Source organism: Pseudomonas sp. GM84 (genome assembly GCF_000282535.1).
Lineage (GTDB): Bacteria > Pseudomonadota > Gammaproteobacteria > Pseudomonadales > Pseudomonadaceae > Aquipseudomonas.
This window is the reverse complement of the sequence record NZ_AKJC01000091.1, coordinates 1-19,315: the sequence shown is the minus strand read 5'-3', so window position 1 is coordinate 19,315 and position 19,315 is coordinate 1. Positions and strand designations below refer to the sequence as shown.

Annotated in this window: 19 protein-coding genes, 1 tRNA gene and 2 pseudogenes; 11 read left to right on the top strand and 11 right to left on the bottom strand. The window is 64.8% G+C overall.

Annotated elements, in window-relative coordinates; genetic code table 11:
- Window positions 1–85 precede the first annotated feature (85 nt).
- From ribBA to nrdR, 4 genes are read right to left on the bottom strand one after another with little or no spacing between them, the layout of a single operon-like run.
- Entirely contained in the window at window positions 86–1,177 is a 1,092-nt protein-coding gene (gene ribBA, locus PMI38_RS07515) for a bifunctional 3,4-dihydroxy-2-butanone-4-phosphate synthase/GTP cyclohydrolase II (protein ID WP_008092355.1), read from the bottom strand.
- 18 nt (window positions 1,178–1,195) lie between these two features.
- Window positions 1,196–1,861 (bottom strand): riboflavin synthase, encoded by a 666-nt coding sequence (locus PMI38_RS07510; protein ID WP_008092354.1) that lies wholly within the window; start codon window positions 1,859–1,861, stop codon window positions 1,196–1,198.
- Between the two features lie 42 nt (window positions 1,862–1,903).
- Window positions 1,904–3,034, bottom strand: coding sequence for a bifunctional diaminohydroxyphosphoribosylaminopyrimidine deaminase/5-amino-6-(5-phosphoribosylamino)uracil reductase RibD (ribD, locus tag PMI38_RS07505; protein WP_008092353.1), 1,131 nt, complete (start codon window positions 3,032–3,034; stop codon window positions 1,904–1,906).
- Between the two features lie 2 nt (window positions 3,035–3,036).
- Window positions 3,037–3,501 carry a transcriptional regulator NrdR gene (gene nrdR / locus PMI38_RS07500; protein ID WP_008092351.1) on the bottom strand — a complete coding sequence of 155 codons (465 nt, stop codon included), beginning with the start codon at window positions 3,499–3,501 and terminating at the stop codon, window positions 3,037–3,039.
- A gap of 105 nt (window positions 3,502–3,606) precedes the next feature.
- Between nrdR and PMI38_RS07495 the strand changes: the two genes are divergently transcribed.
- From PMI38_RS07495 to trxA, 3 genes are read left to right on the top strand one after another with little or no spacing between them, the layout of a single operon-like run.
- On the top strand, window positions 3,607–4,059 hold the full coding sequence (locus PMI38_RS07495) for a YbaY family lipoprotein (protein ID WP_008092349.1): 453 nt from the start codon (window positions 3,607–3,609) through the stop codon (window positions 4,057–4,059).
- Window positions 4,060–4,719: a class I SAM-dependent methyltransferase gene (locus tag PMI38_RS07490; RefSeq protein WP_008092348.1), complete on the top strand. Its 660-nt coding sequence runs from the start codon at window positions 4,060–4,062 to the stop codon at window positions 4,717–4,719.
- A 31-nt stretch (window positions 4,720–4,750) separates the two neighbouring features.
- Window positions 4,751–5,623: a thioredoxin gene (gene trxA / locus PMI38_RS07485; RefSeq protein WP_008092347.1), complete on the top strand. Its 873-nt coding sequence runs from the start codon at window positions 4,751–4,753 to the stop codon at window positions 5,621–5,623.
- A 138-nt stretch (window positions 5,624–5,761) separates the two neighbouring features.
- Here trxA and PMI38_RS07480 read toward each other — a convergent pair whose 3' ends face one another.
- Window positions 5,762–6,106 carry a hypothetical protein gene (locus PMI38_RS07480; protein WP_008092345.1) on the bottom strand — a complete coding sequence of 115 codons (345 nt, stop codon included), beginning with the start codon at window positions 6,104–6,106 and terminating at the stop codon, window positions 5,762–5,764.
- A gap of 132 nt (window positions 6,107–6,238) precedes the next feature.
- On the opposite strand from PMI38_RS07480, the gene PMI38_RS07475 reads away from it, so the two are divergent.
- The 5 genes from PMI38_RS07475 (at window position 6,239) to PMI38_RS07455 (ending at window position 10,211) form a co-directional block, all read left to right on the top strand.
- Complete coding sequence (locus tag PMI38_RS07475) at window positions 6,239–6,808, top strand: DUF2796 domain-containing protein (protein WP_008092344.1); 570 nt, start codon at window positions 6,239–6,241, stop codon at window positions 6,806–6,808.
- The gene (locus tag PMI38_RS07470) at window positions 6,809–7,519 is read left to right on the top strand and encodes an ATP-binding cassette domain-containing protein (protein WP_008092343.1); all 711 of its coding nucleotides are present in this window, start codon (window positions 6,809–6,811) and stop codon (window positions 7,517–7,519) included.
- Window positions 7,519–8,784, top strand: a complete 1,266-nt coding sequence (locus PMI38_RS07465; RefSeq protein WP_008092341.1) for an ABC transporter permease — start codon at window positions 7,519–7,521, stop codon at window positions 8,782–8,784. The genes PMI38_RS07470 and PMI38_RS07465 overlap by 1 nt, the downstream gene beginning before the upstream one ends.
- A 99-nt stretch (window positions 8,785–8,883) precedes the next feature.
- Window positions 8,884–9,417 (top strand): DUF3299 domain-containing protein, encoded by a 534-nt coding sequence (locus PMI38_RS07460; protein ID WP_043273216.1) that lies wholly within the window; start codon window positions 8,884–8,886, stop codon window positions 9,415–9,417.
- Between the two features lie 110 nt (window positions 9,418–9,527).
- Window positions 9,528–10,211 carry an OmpW/AlkL family protein gene (locus tag PMI38_RS07455; protein ID WP_008092338.1) on the top strand — a complete coding sequence of 228 codons (684 nt, stop codon included), beginning with the start codon at window positions 9,528–9,530 and terminating at the stop codon, window positions 10,209–10,211.
- A gap of 119 nt (window positions 10,212–10,330) precedes the next feature.
- Here PMI38_RS07455 and PMI38_RS07450 read toward each other — a convergent pair whose 3' ends face one another.
- Window positions 10,331–11,263: an NAD-dependent epimerase/dehydratase family protein gene (locus PMI38_RS07450; protein ID WP_008092336.1), complete on the bottom strand. Its 933-nt coding sequence runs from the start codon at window positions 11,261–11,263 to the stop codon at window positions 10,331–10,333.
- On the bottom strand, window positions 11,256–12,140 hold the full coding sequence (locus PMI38_RS07445) for a sugar nucleotide-binding protein (RefSeq protein WP_008092333.1): 885 nt from the start codon (window positions 12,138–12,140) through the stop codon (window positions 11,256–11,258). The genes PMI38_RS07450 and PMI38_RS07445 overlap by 8 nt, the downstream gene beginning before the upstream one ends.
- A gap of 356 nt (window positions 12,141–12,496) precedes the next feature.
- Here PMI38_RS07445 and PMI38_RS07440 point away from each other — a divergent pair.
- Window positions 12,497–13,281 (top strand): annotated as a pseudogene (locus PMI38_RS07440) (TSUP family transporter).
- Between the two features lie 115 nt (window positions 13,282–13,396).
- On the opposite strand, the gene PMI38_RS07435 reads toward PMI38_RS07440, so the two are convergent.
- Window positions 13,397–14,206 carry a helix-turn-helix domain-containing protein gene (locus PMI38_RS07435; protein ID WP_008092328.1) on the bottom strand — a complete coding sequence of 270 codons (810 nt, stop codon included), beginning with the start codon at window positions 14,204–14,206 and terminating at the stop codon, window positions 13,397–13,399.
- 178 nt (window positions 14,207–14,384) lie between these two features.
- On the opposite strand from PMI38_RS07435, the gene PMI38_RS07430 reads away from it, so the two are divergent.
- Together PMI38_RS07430 and PMI38_RS07425 are read left to right on the top strand one after the other, a co-directional pair.
- Entirely contained in the window at window positions 14,385–15,827 is a 1,443-nt protein-coding gene (locus PMI38_RS07430) for an alanine/glycine:cation symporter family protein (protein ID WP_008092327.1), read from the top strand.
- Between the two features lie 72 nt (window positions 15,828–15,899).
- Window positions 15,900–16,886, top strand: a complete 987-nt coding sequence (locus PMI38_RS07425; protein WP_008092326.1) for an asparaginase — start codon at window positions 15,900–15,902, stop codon at window positions 16,884–16,886.
- A gap of 170 nt (window positions 16,887–17,056) precedes the next feature.
- Here the strand turns inward: PMI38_RS07425 and PMI38_RS07420 are convergent.
- From PMI38_RS07420 to PMI38_RS07410, 3 genes and pseudogenes are all read right to left on the bottom strand, one after another.
- Window positions 17,057–17,152: transfer RNA gene (locus tag PMI38_RS07420), tRNA-Sec, on the bottom strand.
- Between the two features lie 6 nt (window positions 17,153–17,158).
- Window positions 17,159–19,081, bottom strand: coding sequence for a selenocysteine-specific translation elongation factor (selB, locus tag PMI38_RS07415; protein WP_008092325.1), 1,923 nt, complete (start codon window positions 19,079–19,081; stop codon window positions 17,159–17,161).
- Window positions 19,078–19,315, bottom strand: a pseudogene (locus tag PMI38_RS07410) (L-seryl-tRNA(Sec) selenium transferase); the annotation flags it as partial. The gene selB and the pseudogene PMI38_RS07410, both read right to left, overlap by 4 nt.

Here is a 19,315-nt window from a genome sequence, read left to right as displayed (position 1 = left end):
ATTCTCATATTCAAGAGCGAGGCCGCGCGCTGGCGGCCTCGACAGGGTCTGGACTCGAGTTGCAGGGCGTCAATGCCGCCTCAAGTCACTCGGAGGGCACGTATTCTACAACTTCCAGATCGAATCCGGATATCGCATTGAACTTCATCGGCGAACTCATCAGGCGCATCTTGCGCACGCCGAGGTCACGCAGGATCTGCGAACCGGCACCGACGGTGCTGTAGGTGGTCGGCGCCTTGGCCTGACCGTCGCCAGCGCTTTCGCGGATGTGCGCCAGCAGCACGTCACCCTCCAGCGGGTGGCCGAGCAGCAGTACCACGCCGCTGCCGGCGTCTGCCACGGCGCTCATGGCCGCGCGCAGGCTCCAGCGGCCAGCCTGCTTGACCATCAGCAGGTCGCGCAGCGGGTCCATGTTGTGCACACGGACCAGGGTTGGCTCTTCAGCGCAGATCTTGCCCAGGGTCAGGGCCATGTGCACGTCGCCTTCCACCGAATCGCGGTAGGTGACCAGGTTGAACTGGCCCAGCTCGCTCTCGATCGGCTGCTCGGACACGCGCTGCACGGTGCGCTCGTGGATCATGCGGTAGTGGATCAGGTCGGCGATGGTGCCGATCTTCAGGCCGTGTTCGGCCGCGAACACTTCCAGCTCGGCACGGCGCGACATGGTGCCGTCGTCGTTCATCACTTCGCAGATCACGCCGCTCGGCTCGAAGCCGGCCATGCGCGCCAGGTCGCAGGCGGCTTCGGTGTGGCCGGCGCGGGCCAGGGTACCGCCGGGCTGGGCCATCAGCGGGAAGATGTGGCCCGGGCTGACGATGTCTTCGGCCTTGGCATCCTTGGCGGCGGCAGCCTGCACGGTACGTGCGCGGTCGGCGGCGGAGATGCCGGTGGTGACGCCTTCGGCGGCTTCGATGGACACGGTGAACTTGGTGCCGAAGCCCGAGCCATTGCGTGGTGCCATCAGCGGCAGCTTGAGCGTTTCGCAGCGCTCGCGGGTCATCGGCATGCAGATCAGGCCACGGGCGTGCTTGGCCATGAAGTTGATGTGCTCAGGCAGGCAGCACTCGGCCGCCATGATGATGTCGCCTTCGTTCTCGCGGTCTTCGTCATCCATGAGGATGACCATTTTGCCCTGGCGGATGTCTTCGACCAGTTCTTCGATGCTGTTGAGCGCCACGCGGCACCCCCTTCTCAATCAGGATTTCAAGAAGCCGTTGGCGGCCAGGAAGCTTTCGGTGATGCCACTGCCCTTGCTCGGTTCGGCAGCCTTGTCACCCAGCAGCAAGCGCTCCAGGTAACGGGCCAGCAGGTCGACCTCAAGGTTCACCCGACGTCCTGCGCGGTAGTCGGCCATGATGGTTTCGGACAGGGTGTGCGGGACAATGGTCAGCTCGAACTCAGCCCCATTGACCTCATTGACCGTCAGGCTGGTGCCGTCGACGGTGATCGACCCCTTGTGGGCGATGTACTTGGCCAGCTCCTTGGGTGCACGCACGCGGAACTGGATGGCGCGGGCGTTATCGCTGCGCGAGATGATTTCGCCGACACCGTCGACGTGGCCGCTGACCAGGTGGCCGCCCAGGCGGGTGGTCGGGGTCAGGGCCTTTTCCAGATTGACCTTGCTGCCGCTCTTGAGGTCGATGAAGGCGGTGCGCTTGAGGGTCTCGACACTGACGTCGGCCCAGAAGCCATCGCCCGGCAGCTCGACGGCGGTCAGGCATACGCCGTTGACGGCAATGCTGTCGCCGAGCTTGACGTCACCCAGGTCGAGCTTGCCGGTTTCGACGTACACACGCACGTCACCGCCCTTCGGGGTCATGCTGCGGATGGTGCCGATGGATTCGATGATGCCGGTGAACATGGGGTCTTCCTCAAGAACGGGTTGCGCGGGGCAAGCCCGGCATTATACGCCGGGCGCCGGCAGAGGGATGGCCGTGACCCGCCAGTCATCGCCCACTGCGCGCATTTCGGTAATTTTCAGCCGGGGTGCTTCGCTCATCTTGCTCAATGGCCAGTCCAGCAGCGGGCGGGCCTGGGAGCCGAGGAAGGTGCCGGCGACGAACAGCTGGTACTCGTCGATCAAGCCGTGTTGGGCGAAGGCACCGACCAGGCCGGCACCGGCCTCCAGCAGGATTTCGTTGACGCCGCGCGCTGCCAGCACCTGCATCAGGGCCTGTAGATCGACGTGGCCGTTGCTGCCTGGCAGGTTCAGCAGTTCGTGGCCAGCCTCGGCATAGCGAGGGTCATCGCCCATGGCGGTCACCACCAGGGCGGGACCCGCCTGGAAGAACGGCGCATCCAGCGGCAAACGCAGGTGGCCGTCGATCAGCACGCGCAGCGGTGTCCGGCTCAGGGCCAGCGCGGTGGTTTCCTCATCCAGCCCCAGTTCGGCACCGCGCACGGTCATCCGTGCGTTATCGGCCAGAACGCTGGCGGCGCTGGTCAGCACCACACTGGAGCGGGCCCGCAGACGCTGTACCGCAGACCGCGCCGCAGGGCCGGTAATCCACTGGCTTTCGCCACTGGCCATGGCCGTGCGACCGTCCAGGCTCATGGCCAACTTGGCGCGCACGAACGGCAGGCCGTGCTCCATGCGTTTGAGGAAACCGGGGTTCAGTGCGCGGGCCTCGGCCTCGAGCACACCGCTTGCCACTTCGATGCCCGCGTCGGCCAGCCGCCGCAGGCCTTGGCCGGCGACCTGGGGGTTGGGGTCCTGCATGGCGGCCACCACACGCGCCACACCGGCCTTGACCAGCGCTTCGGCACACGGCGGGGTACGGCCATGGTGGCTACACGGCTCCAGGGTCACGTAGGCACAGGCGCCGCGGGCACGTTCACCGGCCTGGCGCAGCGCATGCACCTCGGCATGCGGCTCGCCGGCACGCACATGCCAGCCCTCGCCGACGACCTCGCCATCGCGAACGATCACGCAACCTACGCGCGGGTTGGGGTGGGTGGTGTACACACCCTTGCGCGCCAGCTCCAGGGCACGGGCCATGTAATGGGCGTCGAGGATCGCGGTCTGGCTCGGCATGTTCACTCTTTAGCTGGCTCGCGGGCCAGGCGGTCGATTTCTTCGCGGAATTCGTCGAGGTCCTGGAAGCGCCGGTACACCGAAGCGAAACGGATGTAGGCCACTTCATCGAGCTTGCGCAGTTCGGCCATCACCAACTCGCCGACGACCAGCGACTTGACCTCACGTTCGCCGGTCGCTCGCAGCCGGCTCTTGATGTGCGCCAGCGCCGCTTCCAGGCGCTCGACACTGACCGGGCGCTTCTCCAGCGCGCGCTGCATGCCGGCACGCAGCTTTTCTTCATCGAAGGGCTGGCGCGTGCCGTCCTGCTTGATCAGCCGCGGCAGCACCAGCTCGGCGGTTTCGAAGGTGGTGAAACGCTCGCCGCAAGCCACGCACTCGCGACGGCGGCGCACTTGCTCGCCCTCGGCGACCAGGCGCGAGTCGATGACCTTGGTGTCGTTGGCACCGCAAAAGGGACAGTGCATGGTGGCAGGCAACAAAAAAAGGGAGGGCCATGGTAGCGCATTGCACTCGCAAGACAAGCCAAAGGGGTTAACATCCATGCAATTCTGCCCGTGAAGGACTCCCCTATGCATTTTCGCGCGCTCGCCGTGCTGTGCTGCACCGCCCTTCTCGCTGCCTGCGGCAGCGACCGGCCCAACACCGAACAAGCGCCCGTAGCAGCACCTTCAAAGGTGGCGAAGAAGGCGCAACCACTCGGCCCGTTGCCGGTCTACCAGCGTGAACTGAGCGGCACCTTGCTGAACATTCCTGCCGGTGCCGATGTGGAGCTGGCCCTGCTGGTCATCGACGAGCGCGACCGGCCGCAGCAGTTGCTGGCCAGCAGCTCCCTGACCGGGACCGGCCAGGACCTGCCCTACCAACTGCGCTTCAATCCCGAGGCATTCCCCGCCGGCGCCCGGGTCGAACTGCGCGGCCGCGCCAGCAGTTCGGGCCAGCTGATCATGCACCTGCCGCCGGTGCGCATCGTTCAGGCGCAAAACCAGGCCACCGGCCCGCTGCGTTTCGAGAAGGCGCCGTAAGTGGCGCCGCTGGCACTGCAACAGGCCCTCGGCAGCCTGATCGGCGAAGCCCGTCTGGTCGTCAGCGAACTGCCCGAGTGCGCGCTCAAGCTCTGGCTCATCGACGACCAGAACATGGACCGCGCCTTCAGCAGCGAAGAAACCCGGCGCATTCTCGAAGAGCCTCCCTACTGGAGCTTCTGCTGGGCCAGCGGCCTGGCCATGGCCCGCTACCTGGCCGCGCACCCCGAGTGGGTGGCCGGCAAACGCGTACTGGACTTTGGCGCCGGCTCCGGCATCGCCGGCATTGCCGCCGCCCGTGCCGGTGCTGCAGAAGTGGTGGCGTGCGACCTCGACCCGCTGGCACTCGACGCCTGCCGCGCCAATGCCCTGCTGAACGGGGTGGAGCTGGGTTACAGCAGCGACTTCTTCGCCGAAGACGACCGCTTCGACCTGATCCTGGTTGCCGATGTGCTGTACGACCGCGCCAACCTGCCGCTGCTGGATGCCTTCCTCGGCCGCGGTCGCCAGGCCCTGGTGGCCGACTCACGGGTACGCGACTTCAGCCACCCGCTCTACCAGCAGTTGGGCGTGCTCGAAGCACTGACCCTGCCGGATCTGGCCGAACCACACGAATTCCGCCGGGTCAGCCTGTACCACGCCAGCCGCGGCGCCTTATAGTGATGCCATACACGAGTTTGCGAGAGTCGCGATGACACAAGACACGCCTTACATTTTCGACGCTACCGATGCCACCTTCCAGCAGCTGGTGATCGAGAACTCCTTCCACAAGCCGGTGCTGGTGGACTTCTGGGCCGAGTGGTGCGCCCCCTGCAAGGCATTGATGCCATTGCTGGCGAAGATCGCCGAGGGTTACCAGGGCGAGTTGCTGCTGGCCAAGATCAACTGCGACGTCGAGCAACAAGTGGTTGCCCAGTTCGGTATCCGCAGCCTGCCGACCGTGGTGCTGTTCAAGGACGGCCAGCCGGTCGACGGCTTTGCCGGTGCGCAGCCGGAGTCGGCGATTCGCGCCATGCTCGAGCCGCATGTGCAAATGCCTGCCGCCCCCGCCGCATCGCCGCTGGAGCAGGCCAAGGCGCTGTTCGCCGAAAGCCGTTTCGCCGAGGCGGAAGCCGCGCTGCAGCAGTTGCTGAGCGAGGACAACAGCAATGCCGAAGCGCTGATCCTGTATGCCCGCTGCCTGGCCGAGCGCAATGAGTTGGGTGAGGCCCAGACGGTGCTGGACGCGGTCAAGACCGACGAACACAAGGCCGCCCTGGCCGGTGCCAAGGCCCAGCTGACCTTCCTGCGCCAGGCCGCCAGCCTGCCGGAAGTCGCCGAGCTGAAGAGCCGCCTGGCGCAGAACCCGCAGGATGATGAAGCGGCGTACCAGCTGAGCATTCAGCAACTGGCGCGTCAGCAGTACGAAGCGGCGCTGGATGGGCTGCTGAAGCTGTTCCAGCGTAACCGTGGATACGCTGACGGGCTGCCGCAGAAGGCGATGCTGCAGGTGTTCGAACTGCTCGGCGGCGATCATCCGCTGGTAGGCGTGTACCGTCGCAAGCTGTCGTCGGCCATGTTCTGACCGTTGTATCCGGCGAGGGCTTCGCCCTCGTTCGCGGGACAAGCCCGCTCCCACCGGTACCGTGCAACTCTCAGGTACAGAGGTAATCCTGTGGGAGCGGGCTTGCCCCGCGAAGAGGCCGGCCCACTCACCGAGAATTCATCCGATCCAGTGATAAACCGGCGCATCCACGCCACTTTCCACCTTCACCTCGCTGCTGTGCCGCAACCGCACCAGCAGCCGCTTGCCTGCCGCCGTACTGCCCGTCAGCCCTTCCAGTCGGTCGAGCAATTGCGGCCCATCCATTCGCCCTGCCTGGCGCAGCACTTCGCGCGCGGCCTGCCACTGCCCGTCATCGTGGCGCGGCGCCGCTGCGGTAACCGTCGATACAGCCTCACCCACTACCGGCACCTCGATCTGCCGCCCCAACTGCGCCCACTCCGCCGGCTCCAGCTCGATGGTCAGGTCCACCGGCCAGTCACCAATCTGTCCACGAATTCTCACGATGCGTTCCTTGAAGCCAGTTCGATACGCTCATGCTACAGCAACATGAAACCTGCGCCAGGCAGGCTGGCGAGGCAGAGAAAAATTGTTATAACATTACCAAATCCTTACCAGCCCGCCCTGGAGTCGTCCATGCGTCGCCTGCTGCTCGCCCTGCCCTTCGCCCTGCTGCCCTTCACCGTGGCCCATGCCCACGATGACCACGACCACGACCACGGCACCCTCGGCGCCCACGAACATGGCGTGGCCAAGCTCAATGCCGTGCTCGACGGCAGTACCCTGGAACTGGAACTGGACAGCCCGGCGATGAACCTGGTCGGCTTCGAACATGCCGCCAACAGCGATGCCGACAAGGCCAAGGTGGCCGCCGTGCGCCAGCAGCTCGAACAGCCGCTGACGCTGTTTGGCCTGGCCGCAGCCGCCGGCTGCAAGGAAGACGCCCAGGTGCTGGAAAGCCCGCTGTTCGGTGACACCGCCAAAGCCGACGATGACGGCGATGAACACCAACACGGCCATCAGCACAGCGATATCGGCGCTCATTATCAGTTCAACTGCGCAGCGCCCGAGAAACTCGCCCAGATCGACCTGGCGCCGCTGTTCAAGGCCTTCCCGGCTACCCAGAAGATCAACGTGCAACTGATTGGCCCGAACGGCCAGAAAGGCGTGGAAACCTCGCCGGGCAAAGCCGTGGTCACCTTCTGAATGAGCCAGCCGTTGATCGAACTGCATGACCTGGTGTTCGCCTGGCCAGGCCAGGCACCGCTGCTGGATATCCCGGCGCTGCGCCTGGAGGCGGGCGAGGCCTTGTTCCTCAAAGGCCCCAGTGGCAGCGGCAAGACCACGCTGCTGGGCCTGCTCGGCGGTGTGAACCTCCCGGGCCAGGGCCGCATCCAGCTGCTCGGCCATGACCTGGGCGCAATGGGGCAAGGGGCGCGTGACCGCTTCCGGGTCGACCATACCGGCTACATCTTCCAGCAGTTCAACCTGCTGCCATTCCTGTCGGTGCGCGAGAACGTCGAGCTGCCCTGCCGCTTCTCGCGCAGCCGCGCCGAGCGTGCACGGCAACGGCATGGCAGTGTCGACCAGGCCGCCAGCGTACTGCTCGCCCACCTTGGCCTGGATGACCCGCTTCTGCTCGCACGGCGCGCCGGCAGCCTGTCGATCGGCCAGCAGCAGCGCGTTGCCGCCGCCCGCGCACTGATCGGCCAGCCGGAGCTGGTCATCGCCGACGAGCCGACCTCGGCGCTGGATGCCGACACCCGCGAAACGTTCATCCAGCTGCTGTTCGCCGAATGCCGGGCGGCCGGTTCCAGCCTGCTGTTCGTCAGCCATGACCAGAGCCTCGCGCCCCTGTTCGACCGTCATCTGTCCCTGGCCGAGCTCAACCGCGCGGCCAAGTCCCGGGAGGCCTGATGTACCTGCTTCGCCTTGCCCTGGCCAGCCTGGCCAACCGCCGCTTCACCGCCCTGCTCACCGCGTTCGCCATCGCCCTGTCGGTGTGCCTGCTGCTGGCCGTCGAGCGCGTGCGCACCGAAGCCCGCGCCAGCTTCGCCAGCACCATCAGCGGCACCGACCTGATCGTTGGCGCCCGCTCGGGCTCGGTCAATTTGCTGCTGTATTCGGTGTTCCGCATCGGCAACGCCACCAACAACATCCGCTGGGACAGCTTTCAACACTACGCCCAGGACCCACGGGTGAAATGGGCGATCCCGATTTCGCTGGGCGACTCGCACCGCGGCTACCGGGTAATGGGCACCACCGGCGACTACTTCAGCCATTACCAGTACGGCCGCCGGCAGCACCTGGCGCTGAGCCAAGGGCGCGCCTTTGCCGACGACCCGTTCGAAGTGGTGCTCGGCGCCGAAGTCGCCGACGCGCTGCATTACAAGCTGGGCGACAAGCTGGTCCTGGCCCATGGCGTGGCCGCGATCAGCCTGGTCAAGCACGAAGACAAACCGTTCACCGTGGTCGGTGTGCTAGAGCGCACCGGCACGCCGGTCGACCGTACCTTGCATATCAGCCTGGCGGGTATGGAAGCTATCCACATCGACTGGCACAACGGTGTGCCGGCCCGTGGCGCCGGGCGCATCAGCGCCGAGCAGGCGCGGAGCATGGACTTGCAACCTGCCGCCATCACGGCGTTCATGCTCGGCCTGAACAGCAAGATCGCCACGTTCAGCGTGCAGCGCGAGATCAACGAATACCGCAGCGAGCCGTTGCTGGCGATCCTGCCTGGAGTGGCGCTGCAGGAGCTGTGGAGCCTGATGGGCACAGCCGAGCAGGCGCTGTTCGTGGTTTCGCTGTTCGTGGTGCTGACCGGGTTGATCGGGATGCTCACGGCCATTCTCACCAGCCTCAACGAGCGCCGCCGGGAGATGGCGATCTTGCGCTCGGTAGGGGCTCGCCCTTGGCATATTGCCGGGTTGCTGGTGCTCGAAGCGCTGGCGCTGGCCGTGGCGGGCATCGCGGCGGGGCTTGGGCTGTTGTATGCGGGGATCGCCCTGGCGCAGGGTTACCTGCAGGCCAACTACGGCTTGTACCTGCCACTGGCCTGGCCCAGCGCGCATGAATGGACGTTGCTGGCCATCATCCTCGGCGCCGCCTTGCTGATGGGCAGTGTGCCGGCCTGGCGGGCCTATCGGCAGTCGCTGGCCGATGGCTTGTCGATCCACCTCTGAGGGCTGACCATGATCGACAAACTCACTGGCCTCATCGCCGGCAAGCCGGCTCCCACAGAGGGCGTTGGCGCGGCCCATGTGGCAGCCGGCTTGCCGGCGATGAGGCCGGTCCAGGCACTGCAAAGCCTCCTGTTACTGATGCTTTTGCTACTGGCCCTACCGCTCTGGGCAGCCGACCCCCGCGAGCTCGACTGGCCCGCACTGATCCCCGAAGGCGCACCCGTCATCCCGCCGCAACTCACCCCCCTGCACGACATGTCGCAGTTGAGCGACGCCCTGTCCGCCGAGTCGGCGCCTGCCGCGCGCCAGCAAGCGCCCGAGGCCCCGGTGGTCAAGGACCTGGACGGCCAGCAAATCAAACTGCCCGGCTACATTGTGCCGCTGGAAGTCAGCGAAGAAGGCCGTACCACCGAATTCCTCCTGGTGCCCTACTACGGCGCGTGCATCCATGTGCCGCCACCCCCTGCGAACCAGATCGTGCACATCTTCAGCGAAATGGGCGTGCGCGTCGAAGACCTCTACCAGCCGTACTGGATCGAAGGAAAGCTTCAAGTTAGAGCCTCCCGCAGCGAACTGGCCGACGCCGGATACCAGATGGAAGCGGAAAAAATTTACGCTTATGTGCTGAAGTGAGAACTGTTTCGAATTCGTGAGTACGCTTCTTTGAGCTGGGTCAAACTTTCTGTTCAACCGCCTCCGTAATATTGGACTACTTCAATTAATAACGTCCTCTGGGAGCTTCCATGAACAAGTCTTTGCTCGGTGCCTCGCTCGCGGCCCTTGCGCTCGTCGCCCCTGTCGCCCACGCCCACAAGGCGGGGGACATGATCCTGCGCGCGGGCGCCATCACCACTGCACCGAACGAGAGCAGCGGCGACCTGAAGTTCGATGGCAGCAAGGTGTCGGGCACCAAGGCTACTCTGGACAGCGACACCCAGTTGGGCCTGACCTTCGCCTACATGCTCACCGACCACGTCGGCATCGAGCTGCTGGCCGCCACACCGTTCCAGCATGAAGTAGGGGTCAAGGGCCTGGGCGGCGGGCTGGATGGCAAGCTGGCCGACGTCAAGCAACTGCCACCGACCCTGTCCCTGCAGTACTACCCGATGGACCCGGGCTCGCGGTTCCAGCCGTATGCCGGCATCGGTATCAACTACACCCTGTTCTTCGACGAAGACCTGACCAGCGAACGCAAGCAGCAAGGCTTCAGCAACCTCGAACTGCAGGACTCGGTGGGTATCTCCGGCCAGCTGGGCATGGACTACATGCTGACCGACAACCTGCTGATCAACGCCTCGGTCTGGTACGTCGACATCGACACCAAAGCCAGCGTCGACGGCCCGACCGCACTGGGCTACAGCAAGACCAAGGTCGATGTGGAAGTCGACCCTTGGGTCTACATGGTGGGGCTTGGCTACAAGTTCTGACCGTTTAAGCGCAGGGCGGCTTTGGCCGCCCTTTTTGTTTCCGTCTACAAGCCCTGTGGGCGTTGGCTTGTCGTGGCAACGAACCACGGTGATGGGCCGCGAAGCGGCCCGCTGCTGACTCAGGCCTTGCCGAGCAGGCGCGCCAAGCCTTCGACCATCGAAGTCGGCTCGGGGAAATCGAACCGCGCCAGCAACCGCTGGTTGTCCGCCCGCGAATGGCGGATGTCACCCGAACGTGCCTGGCCGTAGCTCACCGCCGGCAAGCTGCCCACGACCTGCTCCAGCGCCTTGAGCAACTGGTTCAGCGAAGTCGCCTGGTTCAGGCCGATGTTCACCGCGCCCTCCTCTACCTGCGGCTGCTCCAGCGCCTGCACCATCACTTGCACCAGGTCGCCCACATAGAGGAAGTCGCGCGTCTGCTCGCCATCACCGAACACGGTGATCGGCAACCCCTGGGTCGCCCGCTCGCTGAAGATGCTGATGACCCCGGAATAGGGCGAGGAAGGGTCCTGGCGCGGGCCGAAGATATTGAAGAAGCGGAACACTACCGGTTCCAGGTCATGCTGGCGGCGGTAGAAGTCCAGGTACTGCTCGCTGGCCAGCTTGTCCACGGCATAGGGGGTCAAGGGTGCCTTGGGCGTGTCTTCGGCAATCGACTGGCCTTCGCCATTGTTGCCGTACACCGCGGCGCTAGACGCGAACAGCACGCGGCGCACGCCATGCACACGCATGGCCTCGCACACATTGAGGGTGCCGATGAAATTGCTCTGGTGGGTCTTTACCGGGTCTTCGACCGACGCCTGCACCGAGGCCACTGCGGCCAGGTGGACGACAGCCTTGCAGCCTGCAGCAGCGCGCTCGACCAGTTCGGCGTCGGCGACATCCCCCTCGATCAGTTCCAGGCGCGGGTTACCCAGCTGCAGATTGTCGCGCTTGCCGGTGGAGAGGTCGTCGAGAACACGCACGGCGTAGCCTTTGTCCAGCAACGCATCGCACAGGTGGGAGCCAATGAAGCCGGCACCGCCGGTGATCAGGATGGGGGCATCAGCCATGGCGGTAGAAACGGTCCAGTAGGGGCGGCAAACCGGCGCGCCAGGCACGCGGTTTGATGCCGAAGGTGTGAAGTATTTTCTTGCAGGCCAGCACCGCATGCTGCGGTTCTTCGCTGGCATCGGGGCGAGCGGCATGGGCCTGGGCGGTCGGCGCCTGCACCGCCAGCTGGCGATACTGCCCGGCCTCGGCGAGTATCGCCTGGCCCAGCGCCAGCGGCGTGGTCGCCTCGTTGCCAGCGTAATGATAGGTGCCCCACAGCGGCGCGTTGCAATCGAGCTGCTTGAGCACCGAGAGGATTACCCGCGCAGCATCGTCCACCGGCGTCGGGTTGCCACGTCGATCATCGGCCAGCAACAGCTCCTGGGGCTGCTCGGCGCGGGTCAGGAAGCGGCCCAGGGCGCCGTCGATGCTTTCGTCCAGCAACCAGCCGAAACGCAACAGCACATGCTGCGGGCAGGTCGCTCGCACACTCTGCTCGATGCGCCACAACGCCTGGCCGCGCAGGCCCAAGGGCACCGGTTCGTCCTTTTCGCTGTAGGCGGTCGCTCGCGAGCCATCGAACACCCGGTAGCTGGAAGGCTGCACCAGGGTGATCTGGTGGTGCTGGCACAGCTCCGCCAGCCGTTCCACCGCCCGCTCCTGTTGCGCCAGGCGCTGCTCGCTGACCGACTCGGCCTGAAACCAGTCGAAATAGTAGGCCAGGTTGACCAGGGCATTGGGGCGATTGTCGTCCAGCAGCTGCGTGAGGCTGGCCGGCCCCCAGCCGCCTTCCGGCGGGCGCGGCGCCAGGAATGCGATGCCCTCCTCGGCCCCGAGACGAATCAGCGCTTGCCCGAGGGCATTGCCACCACCCAACAGCATCAGGCGCATACGCATAGAGTCAGCAGATCCGAACAGGTTGATTGGAGGAAAGGGGTCATTTTGCGGTTTCCGGGCGGGGAAGTCCAACCCAGGGGCTCAAGCACTATTACTTCACTGTCCCTACGAACGCACAGGAAACGCCCTACGCCTTATAAAAACCCAACCCTGCATCCAGCGCAAAAAATACCTGTCTCAATAACTCACATATCAACGAGACCCGCCATCACATCCCTATAGACAAGGATAAAAAAGGATGGACAGTGAGTTACTGGGAAGGATCACAGGACGTCGCCCCAACCAACTTCAGGAAAGACCCTTGGTGCTTCAACCAGACCCTCTCGTCGTTCGCGGTTAAGCCTGGGTAGCCAAGTATGGAAATCGAGATTGCAACTTTATTGACCCTTGCCGCCATTGCTTCGCTGGCCGGCTTCTTCGATGCGATAGCAGGTGGTGGAGGTTTGGTTACCCTACCGGCACTGTTCATTGCCGGGGTCGATCCGTTGGCCGCAATGGCTACCAACAAATTTCAGGCTTCCTCAGGCAGCGTTTCGGCGGTCTGGGCATTTGCCCGCAAGCGAATGATTCAATGGAGGGCAGGCTGGTCAATGGCCCTGCTGTCATTCACCGGCGGCGTTGCAGGCGCCCTGTCGATCAGCCAGCTCGACAGGGCCGTTCTGGAGATTTCGGCCCCCATCCTGCTGATTGCAGTGGCAGCCTACTTTGCGCTTTGCCCCAAGCTGGGGGAGCGGGAGCGCAAACAGCGGATAACGACCTTGTGCTTCACCCTGGTAGTTGCTCCCCCATTGGTTTCTACGACGGTATTTTTGGTCCAGGTACCGGCTCGTTTTTCATGGTCGCCTTCACCCTTCTGCTGGGCCAGCACCTGATGCAGGCTATCTGCAACAGCAAACTCCTCAATGCGTCTTGCAACCTCGGGGCCCTGACGGTGTTTGCCTACGGTGGCTCCATCATCTGGCCATTGGCACTGGCAATGGCCGTGTGCGCCATCATCGGCGCCCAACTCGGCGCGCGTTGCGCCCTCTACTTTGGGCCGCGGCTGGTCAAGCCGCTGCTGATCACAGTGTGCTGCCTGATGGCCTTGAGGCTGCTGCTCGACAGCGGTCATCCCGTAGGTGGATGGCTGCGTCAGATTTGAACCTTCGCGAGGTTCTCGCTGGCCCTATCGCCGGCAAGCCGGCTCCCACAGGTACAGCGCCGTATTTCTTGTGGGAGCCGGCTTGCCGGCGATAGGGCCAGCACAGGCAATACCGTTATTCGATCTCGAACAGACTGTTGCGCAACGGCCCCACACTCAACCGCTCACGCACATCGTCATCGATTCGCGGATCATCCGGCTGGTACAGCTTTACCTGCCGGTACGCATTGATGCGGTTGATTTCCTCGCCCAGGTACTCCCACACCACACGGGTACAGGCCGGATTGCGCCGGTCACCGCTGGAGACGCCGGTCTTGAGCCCATTCAAACGGGTAATGCGGCTCTTGAAGCTGGGAATGAGGATGGTCTGGCTCATCTCGTTCAAGGTCAGCGACTCGTAGTCGATCAGGAATACCCGGTCTTGCAGCTGGAACGCCGCGCCCAGATAGCGGCAGCGCACTTCAGCGTGCTGCTCGGTAGCGCTGGAGCGTTCCTGGCGCTCCTGCCGCTCGAACAGGAAGCGGCCGCGTTCTTCCCACAGATGCACCAGCGACACCAGGATCGTGCCCGGTACCGACATGCAGTTGGAATATTCGAAGTAGTAACCGCAGTAGCGCGACAGATTGCCAGCGTGTTCGTGCAACGGCCGGAACAGTTCGCTGATCGGATCGCTAGGCTGATCGGCCACCGCGGATACCCGGGCGCCGATCAGCCGGGCGAACTGCTCGGCCGGCAGGTTCAACTCGTAATCCTCGACACCGAAGAAATCGCCGATGCGCTTGAGGTTGAACGCCGTCGGGCGGCTTTGCCCGCTCAGGTACTTGTTGAACTGCGCGCGGTTGATCGACAGCTGGCGGCAAACCTCGGAAATAGAGCGGTAATGGCTGCAAGCCAGTTTGAGGTTGGTAGCGAAATGATCGCTCATGAGCAGGTTCCAGGTGACGCGAATGACGCCATTTTAGCATCAAGTCGCATCAAGTCAGAGCAAGCCGCGAAATTGTAACCACTCTTGTCATGGCCAACCATGCGCCCCAACGAATAGCGGTGCGCCTGCCGTCCGCTGGTCTTTCCATGCAAAGAATAAGAATCGAGGTCATTTTCCAATGCTCGAAGCACTCAACGATTTCCTTTCGGGGAAACTCCTCATCGTGCTGATCGTCGGTCTCGGCGGTTACTTCACCATCCGCTCGCGGTTCGTTCAATTCCGCCACTTCGGCCACATGTTCACCGTGTTCAAGGAATCGCTGCGTGGCCAGGCAGGCCAGCTGAGTTCCTTCCAGGCCCTGATGCTGAGCCTCGCGGGTCGCGTAGGCGCCGGTAACATCGCCGGTGTCGGCATCGCCGTGACCCTGGGCGGCCCAGGCGCGGTGTTCTGGATGTGGGTCACGGCCCTGGTGGGCATGGCCAGCAGCTTCTTCGAGTGCACCCTGGCCCAGGTCTACAAGCGCGCCGACGGCGATGGCCTGTACCGTGGTGGTCCGGCCTACTACATCCAGCATGGCCTGAAGCACAAAGGCATGGCGGTGGTGTTCTCGATCCTGCTGCTGGTCACCTACGGCTTCGCCTTCATCGGCCTGCAGTCGTACACCGTGACCCACTCGCTGCAAAACGCCTTTGCCTTCGACCCAAGCCACACCGGCATCGTCCTCGCGGTGCTGCTGGCCATCACCTTCCTCGGCGGCATCAAGCGTATCGCTGCGGTGTCGGACCTGCTGGTACCGGTCAAGACCCTGGCCTACATCGGCGTGACCCTGTACGTGATCGGCACCCAGATCGAACACGTACCGGCCATGCTGGAAACCATCTTCAAGAGCGCCTTCGGCCTGGACCCTGCATTCGGCGGCCTGCTCGGCAGCGCCATCGTCATGGGCGTGAAGCGTGGCGTGTTCGCCAACGAAGCGGGCCTGGGCAGTGCGCCCAACGTCGCCGCCGTGGCCGCCGTGAAGCACCCCGGTGCGCAGGGTGTGGTCCAGGCCTTCAGTGTGTTCCTCGACACCTTCGTGATCTGCACCTGCACCGCGCTGCTGATCCTGCTGTCGGGCTTCTACACCCCAGGCTTCGAGGGCGATGGCATCGTCCTGACCCAGAACTCGCTGGCCGCCGTGGTCGGTGACTGGGGCCGCGTGTTCGTCAGCGTGGCGCTGTCGCTGTTCGTCTTCACCTGTATCCTCTACAACTACTACCTGGGCGAGAACAGCCTGCAGTTCCTCAGCCGCAACCGCGTGGTGCTGATGGTGTTCCGCGCCCTGGTGCTGGCGCTGGTGGTCTGGGGTTCGATGCAGGACCTGTCGACCGTGTTCGCCTTCGCCGACATCACCATGACCTGCCTGGCCTTCGTCAACCTGATTGCCCTGGCCCTGCTGTTCAAGGTCGGCCTGCGGGTCATGCGCGACTACGATGACCAGCGCAAGGCGGGCGTCAATCAACCTGTGTTCGACTCGGCCAAGTTCGCCGACCTGGACCTGGACCGCAATGCCTGGCCGGCCAATCCGCAAGTTGAACCTGCCGCGGGCAACGCCACCGGCCAAGTCCAGCCACAACGCTGATATCCTGCCCTGCACAGCCGCCCCGTCCGCGGGCGGCTGCTTCCCCTCCGCTCACCGCTACGGATGCTCTCCATGCGTGCAGTCAAGAATCTCCTCGTCCTCTATACCGGGGGCACCATCGGCATGCTCGAAACCGCCGAAGGCCTGGCGCCAGCCGGTGGTTTTGAAGCGCGCATGCGCGAACACTTCGCTCAGTTGACCGCTGCACCGCAGGTGCATTGGACGCTGCAGGAACTGAACCCGCTGCTGGACAGCGCCAACATGCAGCAGCACAACTGGCTGGCCATGCGCGATGCCATCGTCACGGCGGTGGATGCGGGGCATGACGGCGTGCTGGTGCTGCATGGCACCGACAGCCTGGCCTACAGTGCGGCGGCCCTGTCGTTCCTGCTGCTGGGCCTGCCGGTGCCGGTGCTGCTGACCGGCTCGATGCTGCCCGCCGGAGCGCCGGGCAGCGACGCCTGGGATAACCTGTGCGGGGCCCTGCGCCAGTTCGAACAAGGCCTGGAGGATGGCGTGCAGCTGTACTTCCACGGGCAGCTGCTGCATGGCTGCCGCGCCTCGAAATTGCGCAGTGAAGCGTTCGACGCCTTCGCCGCGCTACCGCGCCATCGTGAGGGTTCGCGTGCGAGCGAGGTGCCTGAGGCATTGCGCTATGGTCAGCAGCGCCAGCCGGTCAATCTTGCCGTGATGCCGGTGTATCCCGGCCTGCAAGCCGAGCATTTGCGCGGCGTGCTCGACACGGGTGTGCAAGGCCTGGTGCTGGAGTGCTATGGCAGTGGTACCGGGCCGTCGGACGATCAGGCGCTGCTTGATGTGCTGCGTGCGGCGCGTCAGCGTGGGGTGATGCTGGTTGCCATCAGCCAGTGCCCGCAAGGGTCGGTGGTGTTCGATACCTATGCGGCAGGCAATCGACTGCGTGCTGCGGGGTTGGTCAGTGGCGGCGGGATGACCCGTGAGGCGGCGCTGGGCAAGTTGTTCGGGCTGCTGGGGGCGGGGTTGGATGTCGAGGCGGCGGAGCAGTGGTTTGCGCTGGATCTGTGTGGGGAACGGGCCTGATTGGTGACGGCTCGGGCCTCATCGCCGGCAAGCCGGCCCCCACAGGTAGAGCGCCGCCCTTGAGTGCTGCGCGGCGATAGGGCACTACAGGTAGAGCGCTGGTCTTGAGTGCTGCGCGGCACCTGTGGGAGCCGGCTTGCCGGCGATAGGGCCACTACAGACATGAAAATTGGCGGAAGGCAGCGGGAGTCGAACCTGCCCGGGAACGGCTGCCGTCCCCAACCGGGTTTGAAGCCCGGCCGCGCCACCGGGCGCGATTGCCTTCCTTGAACTCAGTGCCTGGCCTGCTGCTGGGCCAGGGCGCTGTCGGCACGGATGTGACGCTGATCGGCTACCCTGCGGGTCAGGCCGATGCGGTCGAAGTATTCGAGAATCTGCACACTGCGCTTGCGCCCGATGCCCAACATATCGCGAAACGCGGCCACCTGCACTATCGGCGTTGCGCTGGCTTGCGCGAGCAGCAGCTCTGCCATGCGCTTTAGCGTCGCCTCGGGATAGAACAGATCGCGCACCACCTGGTGCACCAGCCCCAACCGCGCCAGCTTGCGCAGCAAGAGTCGCACTTCAGCCTCTGCACACTTTTCTTCAGTGGCCAACGTCCTGACCCAAGGCGGATCGTAGCTCCCCTCCAGCAACTTCGGCAGCAGGCGCGCCCACAAGGCGTTGTCGGCCTCGCTCAGCTGTACCTGGTGATCGGGCAAGTGCAGCCACGGTCCGCTGCTGGCAACCGTACCGTCGTTTAGCAGCTCATCCAGCAGGCTGACGAACACCGGGCGCTCCAGCGGCAACGCGGCAAAGCGGCGCAACCGGTCACGGTCCGGGCCGAGCTGGTCGGGCTCCTGTTCGTGGAACTGGGCCAACTGCTCCAACACCTGCTGCTTGAGCGATTGCCATTGGCCGTTGGCGAACAACACCGGGCCCTGCCGCGTGGCCACCACCAGCACGTCCTGCGGCAGATGCCAGGTTTCACGCAGCCGATTGAACTGGCGCTCCAGGCGCTGCGGATCGAGGCCGCCAGGCGCGCTGGCGAGCAGTGCCGGCAGGGCTTGTTCGAGGTCCTCGGCATCGCGCAGCACCTGCAACTGACGCAGGCGCTCGTCACTGCGCCGCTGGCGACTTGGCGCAAACGGGTCGAGCACCTTGCCGCCCCCCAGCGTTCGCTGTGCGCGCTGATCGCGCAGCACCAGGCGGTCGCCGTGCACCGCTTGCAGCGGCGCGTTGAGCAGCAACTGGGCGAACATGCGCTGGCCCGCCGCCAGGGATTCGCCTTCGAGCAACGCCACTCGGGCCGTCACATCCTGGTTGCCGAGGTGCACATGCACGGCGCTGAAATGTTCGAAGAGGCGCGTCTCGCTCGGCAGCAGGTTCAGTTCGATATCCACCCGTGCGCTGGGCGCATGCAGCCACTCGGGCACCAGCCAGTCGCCACGATGCACCTGCTCCACCGCCAGGCGTTCGGCGGCAATATTCAGCGCCACTCGCTGGCCTGCCTCGGCCACCAGCGCGGTCTGGTTCTGGGCATGCAGGCCACGCACCCGCACCGCTTTGCCGGCCTTGCCCAGCAACAGCGTGTCACCGGCACTGACGCGCCCGGCCAGCGCCGTGCCGGTCACCACGACACCTGCGCCAGTCACGGCAAAGGCACGGTCCACGGCCAGGCGGAAACCACCGCGCACGCTGCGCTGGCGCACATGCGCTTCGGCCTCCAGCAAGGCCTGGCGCAGCGAGTCGATGCCCTCCCCTGTGATGCTCGACAGCGGAAACTGCCGCGCCCCGGCATACGGCCCCGGCGCCAGCAGTTCGCGGACTTGTGCCTGGACTTCGGCCAGGCGCGCCGGCTCGACCCGGTCGCATTTGCTGATGGCCACCAGCGCCTGGGGAATGCCCAACAACTCGAGGATCGCCAAGTGCTCTCGGGTCTGCGGCATCACACCGTCGTCTGCGGCCACTACCAGCAACACCAGGTCGATGCCATGGGCACCGGCCAGCATGTTGTGGATAAATCGCTCATGGCCTGGCACATCGATGAAACCGGTCAACGGCGCGCCTTCGGCAAGCGACGCATAACGGTAGCCCAGGTCGATGGTCATGCCACGGTCGCGTTCCTCCTGACGCTGGTCACCGGCCTGGCCGGTCAGTGCCTGAAGCAGCGCGGTCTTGCCGTGGTCGATGTGCCCGGCGGTACCAACGATCACTGCACCGGCCCCAGCTGCAGAGCGGGCAGTTGCGCCAACCACTGGGCTTCGTCGTCGAGCTGGCGCAGGTCGAGCCACAAGGCATCGTCATCGATGCGCCCGAGCACCGGCACCGGCAAGTCGCGCAGGGCACGCTCGAGCACATGCAGGCTGCGCCCGCGCAGTTTCTTCGACACCTGCGGGCGCAGGCACAGGGCGGCGCTCGGCAAGCGCGCCACCGGCTGGCTGCCGCTG